The sequence below is a fragment of the Alteromonas sp. ABV4_150 genome (assembly GCF_056311745.1).
Genome location: NZ_CM149971.1, coordinates 4009580 through 4023865 on the forward strand (window position 1 = coordinate 4009580; position 14286 = coordinate 4023865).

The following is a 14286-nucleotide window of genomic DNA, read 5'->3' on the forward strand; positions in this document are numbered from 1 at the left end:
GGATACTGCGGTGTTATGCTTCCTTCACTAATTAGTTAATCAAGTTTGTAATGCAAGAGATTAATACCTTTCTTTTCGACTTAGACGGAACCCTTGTCGATTCAGTGCCAGATTTAGCTACCGCTCTTAATAAAATGCTAAGTGATCATCAACTACCGACTTATGACGAGCACGTCATACGACACTGGGTAGGGAATGGTGCTCGGGTTCTTGTGGAACGTGGGTTGAGTGGTGGGGCGGAGATTAATCACCACCACATGCAATCTGATGTCGACGCTTTATTAGAAAAGTTCCTGTTCTATTACCGAACGTTAGAAACTAAAAGCACTGCGCTTTACGAGGGTGTATTCGACACGCTTCATGCGTTAAAACAGCGTGGTTGTACGCTAGCATTAATAACTAACAAGCCTTCAGAGTTTATTGAGCCTATTTTGTCTTCATTCTCGTTGTCGTCTCTGTTTTCACTTACTATCGGCGGTGACAGTTTATCGGAGAAAAAGCCGTCTGCCCTGCCCCTTTTGTATGCCTGTGAACAACTTAACATCTCGCCTTCACAGTGTGTAATGGTAGGCGACTCCAAGAACGATATTCTTGCTGCAAAAGCCGCCAATATAAAAAGTATTGGCCTTACCTATGGCTACAATTACGGCGAAAGTATTGCGACCTATCAACCTGACTGGGTGCTCGACAATTTTAATGACATACTTACGACGCTTAGCTAACTTGTTTATTTGAATAAACTAATTGATTTTTAATAAAAGACTGGTGATACTCTCCGAGCTACCGAGAAAGGGACTTCCGTAGACAGTTAGGTTGAAATCAGCACTGTTTCATCGAAACTCCATTGCGTTCTAGTTATCAATGCATAACTTCCCTTTCTTGCAGCCTCAATTCTTGAGTATTTTGAAAATCATCAGGACAAAAAAGTTAGTCGTAAAGGAAGAATTATGTTTAAAAAAGCACTTTTAGCTGCAGCATTAGTTTCTGTTTCTATGTCTGCATCAGCGAACTGGGTTTTAGGAGTGAGTTATAGCAATTTATCAGACAGCGAGGGTGACATTGATATTAGCCTTGGTGGCGTAGTAGCTTCAGCAGGTTACAAATACGCGGTTAATCAAACGTTTTCACTTGTTCCTGAGCTAAGATACGGTATTGGCGTTAGCGACGACGAGGTATTTGGTGTAGATCTGGAATTAGATTCGTTTTACGCACTTTCACTTAGAGGTGAGTTTGACGTAACTGAAAATTTTTACGCATATATCGCTCCCTCGTACGGTAAACTTGAAGTAACAGCCAGCGCGGGTGGATTTTCTGAATCTGACACATCAGATTGGGAATTTGGGATTGGTGGCGGCTTAGGCTATAAATTTAATCCAACCACATCAGCTGAGGTTTCTTACGAGTCGTTTGATGGTACAGATGTACTTAGCATTGGCGCCAAATTCGCATTCTAATTCTGTAAACGGTGGGTGGTGGAGTAGATAGATTCTTCGTCACTCACCGATAACGACAAAAATTAGCTTTCGCCCCCCTTCTTCGCACCCTTCATTTCATTTTTGCCAACATTCTCTTATTTCACGCTTTAACCTTTGGTATAAGGTGTTTTTTTCTGTAATATCCGCCTGTTAAATAATTAATTGGAGTTGTTGGTATGTCATCTAAATGGCTTTCACTTGAAGAAGCCCTTACTAAAGCGCTTAACGCTGCAGAAACGATAAGCGACGTTGAACATGTGAGTATTTTTGACGCCAACAACCGCATCTTAGCCGAAGATGCTATTGCTCATATTGATGTTCCTCCTTGGGACAACTCGGCGATGGACGGCTACGCCGTTAACGTTGAAGGCCTTTCTGATAGCGCTGAGCTTGAAGTGCAAGGTGTTATTACCGCAGGCATGAGCGCTGACGAGCCGCTTGAAAATGGCAAAGCGTTTAAAATAATGACTGGCGCGCCAATTCCAGATAATGCCAATGCCGTCGTGATGGTAGAAAATACTGAAAGCCGTGATAAAGCTGTACTCATAAACAAACTTCCCTCTGCGAAAGAGAATATTCGCAAAAAAGCCAATGATATTGCTTGTGGTGATACACTAATTAGTAAAGGCACCCGCCTTCACGCTGAGCATCTTATGTTGCTTTCCTCTCAGGGAAATAGCACCGTAGCGGTTTACCGAAAACTCCGCGTTGGAGTGGTAGCAACGGGTTCTGAACTAGCTGCCCCTGGTGACGCCCTTAAATCAACACAAATTTTCGAGTCGAACCGTGTGGGTGTGAGCAGTATATTACGCAATGAAAATGTAGAACTTGTCGATTTCGGTATTGTGGAAGATGATGAAGCTTCCTTGCGTACGCTATTTACCGAAGCAAGCGAGCGTGTTGACGTGATGGTAAGTAGCGGTGGTGTTTCAGTTGGTGACGCGGACTATGTAAAAGATATCATCGCTGAATTAGGCACTATCGATTTTTGGAAAGTCGCCGTTAAGCCAGGTAAGCCTTTCGCTTTAGGCAAAATTAATAATACCTTGTTTTGTGGTTTACCAGGCAACCCTGTATCTTCATTTGTCACTGCTAAGCTACTGGTCGTACCCGTTATCAAGAAAATGCAAGGCCAAGCACAAAGCCACGAGCCGTTTTTTGTGAACGCGACCATCACCACATCGCTTAAGCGCCGTGCGGGTCGACGAGATTTCCAGCGTGCAACTATGGTGAGAAACAACCAAGGAGAATGGGAAGTCACGCCGTTTAAATCACAAAGTTCTGGTGTGATGACGTCAATCACCTCTGCCAACTGCCTTATGGTTGTTCATGAAGATATTAGTGAGTTAAACATTGGCGACACGGTTCCTGTTATGCCGCTGCATTTTTAGAACTACTGTTTTTAAGCGCTTTGCACTACAACATTTTTTTCAATGTAGTTTTTGCTGCTTCACCTAATTAAGGGTATGAACGCAGCATTACGCGAGACAATTAGTCATTTTTCTCGTTGCCTTTGGCGACTTATATAGAGACACATTACCGTGAATAAGAAACGCTTTCTTGTAGAAGGAAGAGATATTTTAAAACTAGCCTGGCCATTGCTAGTTGCGCAAATTACACAGATGCTAATGGGCGTAAGCGATACCATTATGGCAGGACGTTACAGTGCTACCGACATGGCAGCGGTGGCCCTAGGGTTTAGCATAACCGTACCACTTCTGTGCTTTATACAAGGTATAGCCCTTGCGCTTCCCCCTATTATTTCGCGGTTACAAGGCAACAAAAGTATTAGCAGCATTGCTGATGCCAGTCAGCAAGCAGGTTACCTGATTTTCTTTGTAGGACTAGTAATTGCAGGGTTAATTCCTTTTACTGAAAATATAGTAGCGCTTTTTCCTATGGCGCCTGAACTGCACAGCATAACGGTAGACTATGTGCTTTACGTGCTATTTGCCATGCCGGGTTTTGCTCTGTACCAATGGCTCAGAAACTATTGTGAAGGCTTAGGTAAAACCAAGCCAACTATGATCATTACCGTAATTGGCTTAATGGCAAACATTGTTGGAAACTACCTATTTATTTATGGTGTTGGCCCGCTGCCTACTATGGGCGGCGCAGGTTGTGGTATTGCTACCGGCATCGTTATTTACACTATGCTGATTGCAACCTTTGTTTATGTGCGCTTTGCCCCTGCCCTGCAAAAATACAATTTGTTCAGCCAGCTGTACAAGCCAAACATGGTAACCATTAGCCGAACCTTTAAGATGGGTTTACCCATCGCCATGACGATTTTGTTCGAAGTAACGCTGTTTTCACTCGTTGCATTGTTATTAGCACCATTTGGCGCTACCACGGTAGCGGCCCATCAAGTTGCCCTGAATTTCTCGGCGCTTATGTTTATGTTTCCCATGAGTATTGGGATGGCTGCCGCGATCCGTATTGGGTATCGCATTGGGCAAAGAAATCAGCGTCAGGCTAAAATAGCAGCCCGTACCGCTATTCTTATCGGCTTTTTCACCTCTGCGTGTACAGCGAGCTTCACTCTGTTGGCTAAAGGTTTCATTATTGGGCTATATACCAGCGACCATGCTGTTTACACGTTAGCTAACGCGCTACTTATATACGCTGCACTGTTTCAGCTGTCAGACGCCGTTCAGGTTATCTCTGCCAATGCATTACGCGGATACAAAGACACTACGGCGATGTTTATCATTACCTTTGTGTCGTACTGGTTAATAGGTCTTCCTACGGGAGTAGTGTTGGGAAGAACAGACTGGATAACGGCTGAGCCGATGGCCGCTGCGGGCTTCTGGATTGGTTTCATCGTAGGATTAAGTGCGGCAGCCGTAATGCTTGGGGCGCGCCTTCTTTATATTCAACGACCAAGTGCAGCTCATCGCTTAGCGAGTGCTTAAACAGAATTGTTAGCGAAAGCTGCCTAAAACGCGATAGAAAAAGGGCTAATCTCGCTGTTTAAGTTTTTCCCAATCTTGCGGGGTGTCTATATCAAATTGTGCATTGGGTATAGACACAGCCGTTACTTTCCCTAACTTCGCATACTTTTTAATAAATGGCTTAGCGCCAGTATCGCCCTGTAGCGCTAATAATTCGCTAAACATTGCCTCTGGGAAAATGGCAGGCACTGTTAACCGACTACTAGGCTCCCCGTATTTCTGCCCATCCCTCTGCCCGTCCTTCTCCCGATGCTTCTGCCACTCGCTACACACTATATGGTTTGGATAAGCTTTAGAAGCATCAATAAGGCGAATAAGATCCTGTGTGTTAAGGCTTGGTAAGTCAGCAAGGGTAACAAGCACATGTGAAGGATTGGTATCCCAAGACTCTGCTTCTGGTAGAGACGATTTTGGAAGCGAAGATGGTGAAAGCGACGTTTCTGGACGCAATGCTAGGCCCAACAAATGCGAAAGGCCACTGCGTATACTTGATGCTATTCCCTCTTCCCACTGCTTATTATGTATCACCTCAAAAGGAGTCTCAGTTAGACCACAAAAAGCCTCTGCTAACTGCGAACTTACACTGTCGTGCCATTTGCCCGTCACAACCGTAACTGGATGTTTGCTAATTGACACTATTTTATCGCGAGCGTGAATAACTTCGTTAGCACTGTGCTGAACAAGCGGCAATTTTGTAATCGGATGCTCTGATAAAAGTTTGTTGCCGTTATAGCGGGAACTCTTCCCGCCTGCAAGTAAAACAAAAGCTAAGCGATAAACATCCGAACTCAATGTAACACCTTTTAGTCAACGCGCTTTATCAAGACAAACGCAAAATCATTAACGTCGCAATCTGACCCGTTTGTAGTTAGCAAAGCAAGAGCCAGCGCAGTAATCGCGTGAGCATAAAAGCCTTTTCCCCTTAAATGACTCAACGGCTTCTGCTAAGCCCTTTAATCGCTTCCGTTAACCCTTCAAGGGTCAGCCCATACATTCTGTCTTCCATTATTTCGCGAATAATTTTAATAGACGAATAATACGGCCAATAATTTTCAGGCTGTGGGTTAAGCCACACCGCGTTATTAAAATGGTTTAACAAACGCTGCATCCATACACTACCTGGCTCTTCATTCCAATGCTCTACACTGCCCCCTGGGTAGGTAATTTCATACGGCCCCATGGTTGCATCACCTACAAAAATAACTTTATAGTCTTTCCCGTAGCGGTGAATGATATCCCAAATAGGAATGCGCTCTTTATTGCGACGGAGGTTATCTTTCCACACTTCTTCATACACGCAATTATGAAAGTAAAAGTACTCAAGGTACTTAAACTCGGTCTGCACTGCTGAAAAAAGCTCTTGGGTGCTCTTAACGTGAGGGTCCATAGAGCCCCCCACATCAAAAAACATCAACACTTTTACCGCGTTATGACGTTCTGGCGCCATATGAATATCAAGCAAGCCACCTTTCTTTGCGGTTTCGCCTATCGTCGTAGGCACATCAAGCTGCTCGCTGGCCCCCGTGCGAGCAAATTTGCGCAGCTTTCTTAGCGCCACTTTAATGTTACGCGTACCCAGCTCAACATCTGAACTTAAGTTTTTGAACTCGCGCTTATCCCACACTTTAGCCGCTGAGAACTTTCTATTTCCTTTTTGCCCTATTCGCACGCCTTCTGGATTGTCGCCATAAGCGCCAAAGGGCGAGGTGCCGCCCGTGCCAACCCATTTATTTCCACCCTGGTGGCGCTTTTCTTGTTCTTCTAAGCGCTTCTTCAAGGTTTCCATCAGTTCGTCGAGGCCGCCCGCTTTACGCAGTGCCTCGCGCTCTTCAGGGCTTAAGTTTTTCTCAATTTCCTTACGAAGCCATTCTTCAGGAATGTCTTTACCGAATAAGTCGATAGACTCTACGCCTTCGAAATACTCAGCAAACGCCCTATCGAACTTATCGTACTGGGTTTCGTCTTTCACCATTATGGTACGAGACAAGCTGTAGAAAGCTTCGATGTCGGCATATACCACGTGATGCTCTAACGCTTTAAGTAAATCCAGTAACTCGCGTAGCGTAGTTTTGACCTGATATTTTCGCAGCGTATAAAAAAACTGAATAAGCATTAGCGACGCGCCATAAAGACCAATTTTTCAAACAAATGGATGTCTTGCTCATTTTTAAGCAATGCGCCGTATAACGGCGGTATTGCTGCTTTACCGTCTTTTGAATGCAGCGCTTCAGGTGGAATATCTTCAGCAACTAAAAGCTTAAGCCAGTCGATAAGTTCAGAGGTAGAAGGTTTTTTCTTAAGCCCTGGAACATCGCGAATTTCAAAGAAAGCTTTTAACGCTTCATCAAGCAGCTTTTTCTTTAAATCTGGGAAATGCACATTGACGATTTCTTGCATCTCATCTGGGTTCGGAAACTGAATGTAGTGGAAGAAGCAGCGGCGCAAGAAAGCATCAGGTAGTTCTTTTTCATTGTTCGAGGTAATAATGACAATCGGACGCTGCTTCGCGACTACGCGTTCTTGTGTTTCGTATACGAAGAATTCCATCTTATCGAGCTCTAACAGCAAGTCGTTGGGAAACTCAATGTCAGCTTTATCAATTTCATCAATTAATAGTACCGGGCGCTTTTCTGCGCTAAAGGCTTCCCATAATTTACCTTTTACGATGTAGTTGCTGATATCGTGAACGCGATCATCACCAAGTTGAGAGTCGCGAAGGCGTGACACTGCGTCGTATTCGTACAAACCTTGCTGTGCTTTAGTGGTTGATTTAATGTGCCACTGAATTAGTTCGGTCCCTAAACTCTCGGCCAATTCTTCAGCAAGCATGGTTTTACCTGTGCCCGGCTCGCCTTTAATTAAAAGCGGACGCTCTAGCGTAATAGCTGCGTTAACCGCCAGCTGTAAGTCTTTGGTTGCGATATAATTAGACGTGCCACTAAAAGCCATTATTGTTGTACTCCGTATAATTTTTCGTCTTTGCAATTTTAACTATAATATCAAGGCCTTTTCACAATTGCCCATAGATATAACATATAGCTAAAAAGCACTTTGCATTTTACTGATTGGGACCAATGATATAGGGGTATGACGAAATCCCCTAATTCAGGCTGTGAATTATTAACTATCACACGTGCTGAATTATTAACTACTAAAAAGGTCGTACAGATCACGACAGACGGGGTTTCCTATAAAATAAGGAACGAGGTAAGGATTTATAATGAACGTATTTGACGACAATTCCCTATCTATTGGCCGCACGCCACTAGTTAAGCTAAATCGCGTAACATCAGGTAATGTATACGCAAAAATTGAATCGCGTAACCCAAGTTTCAGCGTTAAGTGCCGTATTGGCGCTAACATGATTTGGGATGCTGAAAAGCGCGGCGTCCTTACCGAAGGTAAAGAAATTGTAGAGCCGACCAGTGGTAACACAGGTATCGCTTTAGCGTTTGTTGCTGCTTCTCGCGGTTACAAGCTAACGCTAACTATGCCTAGCAGCATGAGCCTTGAGCGTCGCAAACTTCTAAAAGCATTGGGCGCAAACCTTGTTCTTACTGAAGCACCAAAAGGTATGAAAGGTGCTGTTGCAGCTGCACAAGAAATTGTAGCGTCAGACCCAGACAAGTACGTACTGCTTCAACAATTCGACAACCCGGCTAATCCAGCTATTCACGAAAAAACCACCGGCCCTGAAATTTGGGAAGATACCGACGGTAAAGTAGATGCATTCGTAGCTGGTGTAGGTACGGGCGGTACAATCACGGGTGTAAGTCGCTACCTTAAAAATACGAAAGGTAAAGCAATTACTTCTATCGCCGTTGAGCCAACAGACTCTCCAGTAATTACCCAAGCGCTTGCGGGCGAAGAATTAACCCCTGGCCCACACAAAATTCAAGGTATTGGCGCAGGTTTCATTCCAGGTAACCTAGACCTAGACCTAATTGACGAAGTTGAGCAAGTTACCAACGAAGAATGTATGGACATGGCGCGCAAGCTAATGACCGACGAGGGTATTCTTGCAGGTATTTCTTCTGGTGCAGCCGTTGTTGCTGCTAAGCGTTTTGCTGAACGCCCAGAAAACAAAGACAAAGTGGTTGTAGTACTTCTAGCAAGCGGCACAGAACGTTACCTAAGTAGCCCTCTGTTTGCTGGTGCGTTCGACGAACAAGAAGAAGTTCAATAACCACCAAAATGTTTCAATTATTTAGAAACGAGGCCTAGTGCCTCGTTTTTTAATGCTTCTAATAAAACCCGTCTATTACAACAATTTGTAAAATCCTATCGTCGCTTTGCTTTTATACAGGTTTTTGTGAATAATCCGCCTAGCAAACTTCTTGGCAGTTGTTACATTGACTTAGTTAAGATATAAAACTATCAATAAGAAACGGACCTCTTTATATTAAGGTAACCCAAATGAAAACGCGTATGTGGTACGCCCTATTAGGGCTTTTTACAGTTTTGATTTTATCGGCTTGTGGTGAGAAAAAAGAAGGAATTGGGCGTTATGGCATGCTTGATGAAAGCACACCTGAATACACCACAGTTATGTTCCTAAAAAGTGTTTACGAAGACGACAATCTTGACACAGCAATACGCCTATCCAGTGAAAAAATGTCGCGCATACTGACGCGATACCACACCAATAGTAACGTTCAAAGACATCTGCTTAACTTAAAGTACGACACCGTAACAGTAACTCCGCAAAGTGCAGGTAAAATAGGCAGAAACGAATTTTCTGAGAAATCCACTATTACCGTATTTTTGAGCGGAAACTATAATGGCAACAAAGTAGAAGACCTTCGAAGCTTAGATTTGATAAAAGAAGATGGCGAATGGAAGGTAAACAAAATTCACCCAGACGCTTATTTATAACAAGTAAAGCAAGCACTGTTTTTACATACAGCACTCACCAATTTAACGATAAGTAAAAATAAAAAGGATGTTTTCCGGCTTTTGAGCTCGGGTACATTTATTTTTTGTTTAATGCGCTGTTTTAAGGTGATAACTTAAAACGACACAAAACTGATATACGGATTTATTCCACCCTGCATAAAGGTTTTTTTCCGTACACTAAATTGTTAGGTGCTAAAGGGATATGAGCTTCGAAAGATTTCATAAACATCGCCACATCGTAGCTGATAATAAGGTTGGCGTATCGTACGACCGCTTCACTACAAAGTTTGAAGTTAAGATAGGCGATACTGTTGCTTACTCTAAGTACTTTTGGTTCTGGCCTAGACATGATGCCACCGTTCAAATCGGTGATAGCTCTTATGCGCTCAATGTATACTGGTTTCTTATATGGGGAGCGTCTTTAAAAAAAGATGATTCAGTTGTTGTAAAAGAACTCTTACCTAAACGCCGTAGACGCTCTATTTCAATTCTCGGCTATGGTGTTTTCATTGTTTTTGTTAGGGCTGCGTTTGTTGTTTTTGCGCCATAGCACCTAACAAAAAAATTAAGTACGCCCGCTCCGCGGGCTGGGACGCAAACATGTGGGCTGCTCACTTCGTTCGGATTTTAGCCCACATGTCTGTGCCCCTTATTTAAAAGTTATACACAATGCGCAAAATCAGGAAGATTAAAGTGAATAAAACCAAAACGTCTCTTCTATTTTCTGCTTTCATAGGCACTTGTTTAGTAACGATAAGTGCATTTGCTTCATCAACAATAGAAGGCGTTTGGAAACATGCAACAAAACCAGCTCTAATCGAATTCAATTTAAAAACTGGTGTAGCAAGTGTCAAAGAACACCAAATTCATAAACAAAACTCTGGCCTCACAATCATCAAAAATATTGTTCAATCAACAGAAACTGAGTGGGTTGGGGAAATGTACAATGGCTACAAAGAGAAATATGTATTCGTTACAATCAAGTTAAATGGCACATCGCTATCTGTCTTCGACTCCGAAAACAGTGAAGTGCTTAAACTTATTAAGGAGTAGCCTTGTGTATAACAAAAAAATCAAGCTCGCCCGCTGCGCTGGCTGGGACGCAAACACGCGGGGCGGCTTCGCCATTATGCCCCACGTGCCTGCGCCCCTTATTTAAAAGTTATACCCTCTGAAGGATCGATAGAATGAAAGGGATTAATATAAGTACAAACCACGATGACTTAGACATCGAATTAATCCACTCCTTTGTGGCGAACTCCTATTGGGCAAAAAACATCCCGCTTTCAACATTACAAAAATCTATAGACAATTCTCTTGTATTTGGAGCCTATGCAATCGGAGGAGACCAAGTCGGTTTCGCTAGAGTTATTACAGACAGAGCCACATTTGCATATCTAAGCGACGTTTTTGTAATAGAGAAGTATCGTGGTCAAGGGATAAGCAAGCAACTTATGGAAAACATATCATCCCATCCAGACCTGCAAGGTCTCCGTAGGTTTATGCTAGCAACTAGTGACGCACACGGATTGTATTCGCAGTTTGGTTTTACATCTGTTGAAAACCCTGAGAAGTTGATGCAAATTTTAACGCCTGGCATATATGATTAGGCACGGGTATAACAACCCAATCAACACACTCACTACGTTCGCTGGGACGCATACACGCGGGGCGGCTTCGCCATTATGCCCTACGCAACTGCGCCGCTTAGCTTTATGTTAGGCCTATAGAGGTAAAACATGATTTGAGAGTCAGATTGGACACACTTCAAACAAGTTAAGGAAGATGCATTAGATAAATGCTGCCAGCAAGTTTTGGACAAAGTGCGTGAAGGTATCGATAATCCCGAACTTTCTAATCATGCAAAATATCTTTATTCGTTTAAATTGATGGAAAATAGCAACAAACGTATCGCCAGCATATTCGATTACAATGCAAGATCCAAAGCTATGCTGCAACTTGCATTAATGAACTCAGATGGCCTTCTTGAAGCTAAGCAAATCAATGGCTTCTCAGAGGAGTTGCAACGTTTTATTAATCGCCATGACTAACTTGTCAGTACGGCCTAACTGCAGTGTCGCGCCAGGATATTTAGATTCAAACTGGCGGAGCAGCTTTTTGACAGTGACTTTGGAAGAAGGGATACGGCCATAATGAACCGGACTCGCCCCGCGATGTTCCTCACAATATGCTACTTCATGGAATTTATTGTGTGTATCCAACCCGATAAAAATCATGCTATGTTTGTTCATGCTAGCTTCCAAATGATTTAGTCTTAACCAAACTAATTATGGCACTGGCTTTCAGCTAACCCACGAAGATGCGGAGGCTAGCATTTCACAGGTAGTCATTGTGTCTAGCTGCCACAGCATCTGGCGGCTATCTGGCATACCATGGCGGGTAACTGTCGTAGATTAATACAACAAATATTGGATATTTAATTCCTCTACATTGATCGAGAGGAAACAAAAAATGGAAAAAGAATTAATGATTAATTCAACTGTTGTAAAAGAACTAAGAAAAAAGTCTGGCTGGTCCCAAGAACAACTAGCCAACGCGTCCGGCTTAAGTTTGCGCACAATTCAACGTGTAGAATCTGAAAGCAAAGCATCAATGGAAACAAAAGTATGCTTAGCAGCGACTTTCCAAATCTCGCTAGAGAGTTTAAACGTTAACACGGCTACGCAAGTGGCAGACATTAAACCCAACAGAGCTATTTTAGTTTTATTAGCTTGTTCGGTGGTTATTTCGGCTATTAGTTTACTCATAAATATATCCAAACCTATTTCTTTCATCGCTAACTTAGTCGCAGTCTTTAGTATTATTTATTGCGGTTTTAAATGGTATTTCTCTGCCAGTTCAACCTCTAAATATTCACTAAAGTCTCATGTCCGCACAGGGTTTATCTTCCTTGCCATTTTTTCGATTTTTGGTGTCTTAGGAAACATTGGACCGTCAATCGTTGGTTCAATGTTTCTTGCTTTGGTTATGTTTAGCCTTATATTTTACTTAGCTAGCAAAATTACACAGAAAAATATCAAACATAGTCAAAATGAAATTGGCAGCTAACAACCCAATCAACACACTCACTTCGTTCGCTGGGACGCCTATACGCGGGGCGGCTTCGCCATTATGCCCCACTTGTATGCGCCCCTTATTTAAAAGTTAGCTTCCAAAATGTGAATCAAGCTTATCTAGAAGTTCCAAACCTTTGTTTTTGTCTCCAGTAGCAGCAATCACCTTAAATCTTACCTCAGTATCAAATTCAGCTATCGCTTGCGTAGACAATTCTTCTATCAATTTGTTTAAGCTCAACTTTTTATGCGCCGCCAAAGCCTTCAATCGATTATGCTTATCGTCTGGTAAATGTACCGTTAAAGTGGACATATTAAACTCCTCTCAAATAATCTTCAGGCGCTAACACTTTCAAACCATCAAATTGTAATTCCGCATTTCTCAGGTCTTTTAGGTTATTCGTAATAATGCTCTCGGCATTTCCTGCCACTGCAAGCTCTATAAGAAAATTATCGCCTTCATCTTTTAAATTTGGCCGCCACAAATAATGTATCTGTACCCATTCGCAAACACTAAAAAATGCTGCTAGCAACTCGCTCACTTCGTTCGCTGAAACGCATACACGTGGGTTGCTTCGCACTATAGCCGACATGCCTGCGCCCCTTATTTAAAAGTTATACGCAATTGGTCAGAATAACTTTTTAACATTGCGATAAAAGTTTTCATGAGATCCAAGTGCTACCAATTCAAGTATCAAAGTGCCATCCTCGTAGCTGTAACCAAGTAAAGTTAACTGCTTTACCATCTTAAATTTATACACACGAAGAAAGGCCAGGTCGCCTTTTTTCTGATCACCTTGAAGAGGTTCGGCCATTAGTTCCTTAACAGCTTTATCCAAGTCTTTTTTCTGATTCTGATGTAACTTCTTTACTGCTCTCTTAAAATTAGTTGTCTGTAAAACACTGGTAATCTTAGCCAAAATCATAAGGCTCCAATTTTCCAGCCTCTTTTTCAGCTTTGGAGATAATTGCCTGTTTTACGAATTCGTAAGGCAAATCAGGGTTATCTTCCATCATTTCACCTATCTTAGCCCAGTGCTCTATCTGTTTTGGCATAGTTCGGTTTAGTGCTTTGCCCATAATGGTAGCTTTCTCAACTAAATCTTGGTCTAGTCTTACGCTCGAGGTTGCCATAATATGTCTCCTAATGGTTCGTCATTATATTGTAGCAATGCGCTACAGGTGTATCAAATTGCGCATAACAAACGCTTTTAAATCGCTAACTCACGGGCTGCGTCACTTCGTACCTAATTTTAGCCCATGTGTTATCGTCCTTTACGCGGGTAATATGTGACTTTTTTCGTGTTTATATCTATATGGTATTAATGAATGCAGAATCCAGAAGAAATATTCCACCATCTCAAAGAAATATTGGTTCCGTATTCAACTGATATGGTTGTTGCAATAGATAAGTCAGACAACTTTTACTTAGACACAAAGCATGTCATGAAGAACAAAAAGCAAATGTACTTTGGCTCAGTAAAAATCAATAAAAATTACGTAAGTTTTCACATCATGCCTGTCTATGTATTTCCAGAGTTATTGGAAGGCATATCACCAGAGCTCAAAAAACGCATGCAAGGCAAATCATGCTTCAACTTTAAAGTAACTGATGCCAAACTATTTCAAGAACTAAAGGAATTAACTCTCGCAGGTTATGGAAAATATGAACAAGCGGATTACTTGTAGTATCAGCAGGTTACATAACAAAGCGCTAAACTCGTTCCCTGCGGTTACTGGGACAATTATGCAATTCGCTTTTGGCATTATCGCATTACATAATTGCGCGTCAGCTTAGCGTTATTTGACTCGAAGGTTTCATGGAAAGTATTAATTTCAGCACATTTTTGATTCCCGCAATTTTATTATTGCTAGGTGTGCTTCCTA

The 14286-nt window shown here is 42.4% G+C and carries 19 protein-coding genes; 12 read left to right on the forward strand and 7 right to left on the reverse strand.

The annotated features are described in order from the left end of the window. Positions 1 to 50 precede the first annotated feature (50 nt). The 4 genes from ACYX4M_RS17380 (at position 51) to ACYX4M_RS17395 (ending at position 4390) form a co-directional block, all read left to right on the forward strand. A complete protein-coding gene (locus ACYX4M_RS17380) occupies positions 51 to 722 on the forward strand; it encodes a phosphoglycolate phosphatase (RefSeq protein WP_476081056.1) in 672 nt (223 codons plus the stop codon). A gap of 225 nt (positions 723 to 947) precedes the next feature. After that, positions 948 to 1454: an outer membrane beta-barrel protein gene (locus ACYX4M_RS17385; protein ID WP_476081057.1), complete on the forward strand. Its 507-nt coding sequence runs from the start codon at positions 948 to 950 to the stop codon at positions 1452 to 1454. A gap of 197 nt (positions 1455 to 1651) precedes the next feature. Then, positions 1652 to 2866 (forward strand): molybdopterin molybdotransferase MoeA, encoded by a 1215-nt coding sequence (gene moeA / locus ACYX4M_RS17390; protein ID WP_476081058.1) that lies wholly within the window; start codon positions 1652 to 1654, stop codon positions 2864 to 2866. 150 nt (positions 2867 to 3016) lie between these two features. Next, complete coding sequence (locus tag ACYX4M_RS17395; protein WP_476081059.1) at positions 3017 to 4390, forward strand: MATE family efflux transporter; 1374 nt, start codon at positions 3017 to 3019, stop codon at positions 4388 to 4390. Between the two features lie 45 nt (positions 4391 to 4435). Here the strand turns inward: ACYX4M_RS17395 and ACYX4M_RS17400 are convergent, their stop codons facing one another. The 3 genes from ACYX4M_RS17400 to ACYX4M_RS17410 all read right to left on the reverse strand — a co-directional run bounded on the left by ACYX4M_RS17400 (position 4436) and on the right by ACYX4M_RS17410 (position 7378). After that, positions 4436 to 5221 carry a nucleotidyltransferase family protein gene (locus tag ACYX4M_RS17400; protein ID WP_476081060.1) on the reverse strand — a complete coding sequence of 262 codons (786 nt, stop codon included), beginning with the start codon at positions 5219 to 5221 and terminating at the stop codon, positions 4436 to 4438. A 139-nt stretch (positions 5222 to 5360) separates the two neighbouring features. After that, positions 5361 to 6542, reverse strand: coding sequence for a vWA domain-containing protein (locus ACYX4M_RS17405; protein WP_476081061.1), 1182 nt, complete (start codon positions 6540 to 6542; stop codon positions 5361 to 5363). Next, positions 6542 to 7378 (reverse strand): AAA family ATPase, encoded by an 837-nt coding sequence (locus tag ACYX4M_RS17410; protein WP_012518654.1) that lies wholly within the window; start codon positions 7376 to 7378, stop codon positions 6542 to 6544. Before ACYX4M_RS17410 ends, ACYX4M_RS17405 begins: the two co-directional genes overlap by 1 nt. A 271-nt stretch (positions 7379 to 7649) precedes the next feature. Here ACYX4M_RS17410 and cysK point away from each other — a divergent pair, with 271 nt between their 5' ends. From cysK to ACYX4M_RS17445, 7 genes are all read left to right on the forward strand, one after another. Then, complete coding sequence (gene cysK, locus ACYX4M_RS17415; protein WP_014949690.1) at positions 7650 to 8615, forward strand: cysteine synthase A; 966 nt, start codon at positions 7650 to 7652, stop codon at positions 8613 to 8615. A gap of 230 nt (positions 8616 to 8845) precedes the next feature. Further along, positions 8846 to 9304, forward strand: a complete 459-nt coding sequence (locus ACYX4M_RS17420; protein WP_476081062.1) for a nuclear transport factor 2 family protein — start codon at positions 8846 to 8848, stop codon at positions 9302 to 9304. 223 nt (positions 9305 to 9527) lie between these two features. Beyond that, positions 9528 to 9875 (forward strand): hypothetical protein, encoded by a 348-nt coding sequence (locus ACYX4M_RS17425; protein ID WP_476081063.1) that lies wholly within the window; start codon positions 9528 to 9530, stop codon positions 9873 to 9875. 143 nt (positions 9876 to 10018) lie between these two features. After that, the gene (locus ACYX4M_RS17430; protein WP_476081064.1) at positions 10019 to 10378 is read left to right on the forward strand and encodes a DUF2147 domain-containing protein; all 360 of its coding nucleotides are present in this window, start codon (positions 10019 to 10021) and stop codon (positions 10376 to 10378) included. Between the two features lie 134 nt (positions 10379 to 10512). Beyond that, the gene (locus tag ACYX4M_RS17435) at positions 10513 to 10935 is read left to right on the forward strand and encodes a GNAT family N-acetyltransferase (RefSeq protein ID WP_476081065.1); all 423 of its coding nucleotides are present in this window, start codon (positions 10513 to 10515) and stop codon (positions 10933 to 10935) included. Between the two features lie 213 nt (positions 10936 to 11148). Further along, entirely contained in the window at positions 11149 to 11376 is a 228-nt protein-coding gene (locus ACYX4M_RS17440; protein ID WP_476081066.1) for a hypothetical protein, read from the forward strand. Between the two features lie 421 nt (positions 11377 to 11797). Continuing rightward, complete coding sequence (locus ACYX4M_RS17445; protein ID WP_476081067.1) at positions 11798 to 12394, forward strand: helix-turn-helix domain-containing protein; 597 nt, start codon at positions 11798 to 11800, stop codon at positions 12392 to 12394. Between the two features lie 96 nt (positions 12395 to 12490). Here the strand turns inward: ACYX4M_RS17445 and ACYX4M_RS17450 are convergent, their stop codons facing one another. From ACYX4M_RS17450 to ACYX4M_RS17465, 4 genes are read right to left on the reverse strand one after another with little or no spacing between them, the layout of a single operon-like run. Beyond that, complete coding sequence (locus tag ACYX4M_RS17450) at positions 12491 to 12712, reverse strand: toxin-antitoxin system HicB family antitoxin (protein ID WP_476081068.1); 222 nt, start codon at positions 12710 to 12712, stop codon at positions 12491 to 12493. A gap of 1 nt (position 12713) precedes the next feature. Beyond that, positions 12714 to 12992 carry a PIN domain-containing protein gene (locus tag ACYX4M_RS17455; RefSeq protein ID WP_476081069.1) on the reverse strand — a complete coding sequence of 93 codons (279 nt, stop codon included), beginning with the start codon at positions 12990 to 12992 and terminating at the stop codon, positions 12714 to 12716. A gap of 36 nt (positions 12993 to 13028) precedes the next feature. After that, the gene (locus ACYX4M_RS17460; RefSeq protein WP_476081070.1) at positions 13029 to 13325 is read right to left on the reverse strand and encodes a type II toxin-antitoxin system RelE/ParE family toxin; all 297 of its coding nucleotides are present in this window, start codon (positions 13323 to 13325) and stop codon (positions 13029 to 13031) included. Then, positions 13312 to 13533: a TA system antitoxin ParD family protein gene (locus ACYX4M_RS17465; protein ID WP_476081071.1), complete on the reverse strand. Its 222-nt coding sequence runs from the start codon at positions 13531 to 13533 to the stop codon at positions 13312 to 13314. The genes ACYX4M_RS17460 and ACYX4M_RS17465 overlap by 14 nt, the downstream gene beginning before the upstream one ends. Positions 13534 to 13728: 195 nt before the next feature. Here ACYX4M_RS17465 and ACYX4M_RS17470 point away from each other — a divergent pair, with 195 nt between their 5' ends. After that, a complete protein-coding gene (locus ACYX4M_RS17470) occupies positions 13729 to 14088 on the forward strand; it encodes a hypothetical protein (protein WP_476081072.1) in 360 nt (119 codons plus the stop codon). Positions 14089 to 14286 lie beyond the last annotated feature (198 nt).

What these genes read in the sequence shown, in the direction of transcription:
- ACYX4M_RS17420 (WP_476081062.1), top strand. Translation starts at nt 8,846, where the DNA reads ATGAAAACGCGTATGTGGTACGCCCTATTAGGGCTTTTTACAGTTTTG.
- ACYX4M_RS17435 (WP_476081065.1), top strand. Translation starts at nt 10,513, where the DNA reads ATGAAAGGGATTAATATAAGTACAAACCACGATGACTTAGACATCGAA.
- ACYX4M_RS17450 (WP_476081068.1), bottom strand. Translation starts at nt 12,712, where the DNA reads ATGTCCACTTTAACGGTACATTTACCAGACGATAAGCATAATCGATTG.
- ACYX4M_RS17410 (WP_012518654.1), bottom strand. Translation starts at nt 7,378, where the DNA reads ATGGCTTTTAGTGGCACGTCTAATTATATCGCAACCAAAGACTTACAG.
- ACYX4M_RS17445 (WP_476081067.1), top strand. Translation starts at nt 11,798, where the DNA reads ATGGAAAAAGAATTAATGATTAATTCAACTGTTGTAAAAGAACTAAGA.
- ACYX4M_RS17380 (WP_476081056.1), top strand. Translation starts at nt 51, where the DNA reads ATGCAAGAGATTAATACCTTTCTTTTCGACTTAGACGGAACCCTTGTC.
- ACYX4M_RS17465 (WP_476081071.1), bottom strand. Translation starts at nt 13,533, where the DNA reads ATGGCAACCTCGAGCGTAAGACTAGACCAAGATTTAGTTGAGAAAGCT.
- ACYX4M_RS17455 (WP_476081069.1), bottom strand. Translation starts at nt 12,992, where the DNA reads ATGTCGGCTATAGTGCGAAGCAACCCACGTGTATGCGTTTCAGCGAAC.
- cysK (WP_014949690.1), top strand. Translation starts at nt 7,650, where the DNA reads ATGAACGTATTTGACGACAATTCCCTATCTATTGGCCGCACGCCACTA.
- ACYX4M_RS17425 (WP_476081063.1), top strand. Translation starts at nt 9,528, where the DNA reads ATGAGCTTCGAAAGATTTCATAAACATCGCCACATCGTAGCTGATAAT.
- ACYX4M_RS17470 (WP_476081072.1), top strand. Translation starts at nt 13,729, where the DNA reads ATGCAGAATCCAGAAGAAATATTCCACCATCTCAAAGAAATATTGGTT.
- moeA (WP_476081058.1), top strand. Translation starts at nt 1,652, where the DNA reads ATGTCATCTAAATGGCTTTCACTTGAAGAAGCCCTTACTAAAGCGCTT.
- ACYX4M_RS17460 (WP_476081070.1), bottom strand. Translation starts at nt 13,325, where the DNA reads ATGATTTTGGCTAAGATTACCAGTGTTTTACAGACAACTAATTTTAAG.
- ACYX4M_RS17405 (WP_476081061.1), bottom strand. Translation starts at nt 6,542, where the DNA reads ATGCTTATTCAGTTTTTTTATACGCTGCGAAAATATCAGGTCAAAACT.
- ACYX4M_RS17385 (WP_476081057.1), top strand. Translation starts at nt 948, where the DNA reads ATGTTTAAAAAAGCACTTTTAGCTGCAGCATTAGTTTCTGTTTCTATG.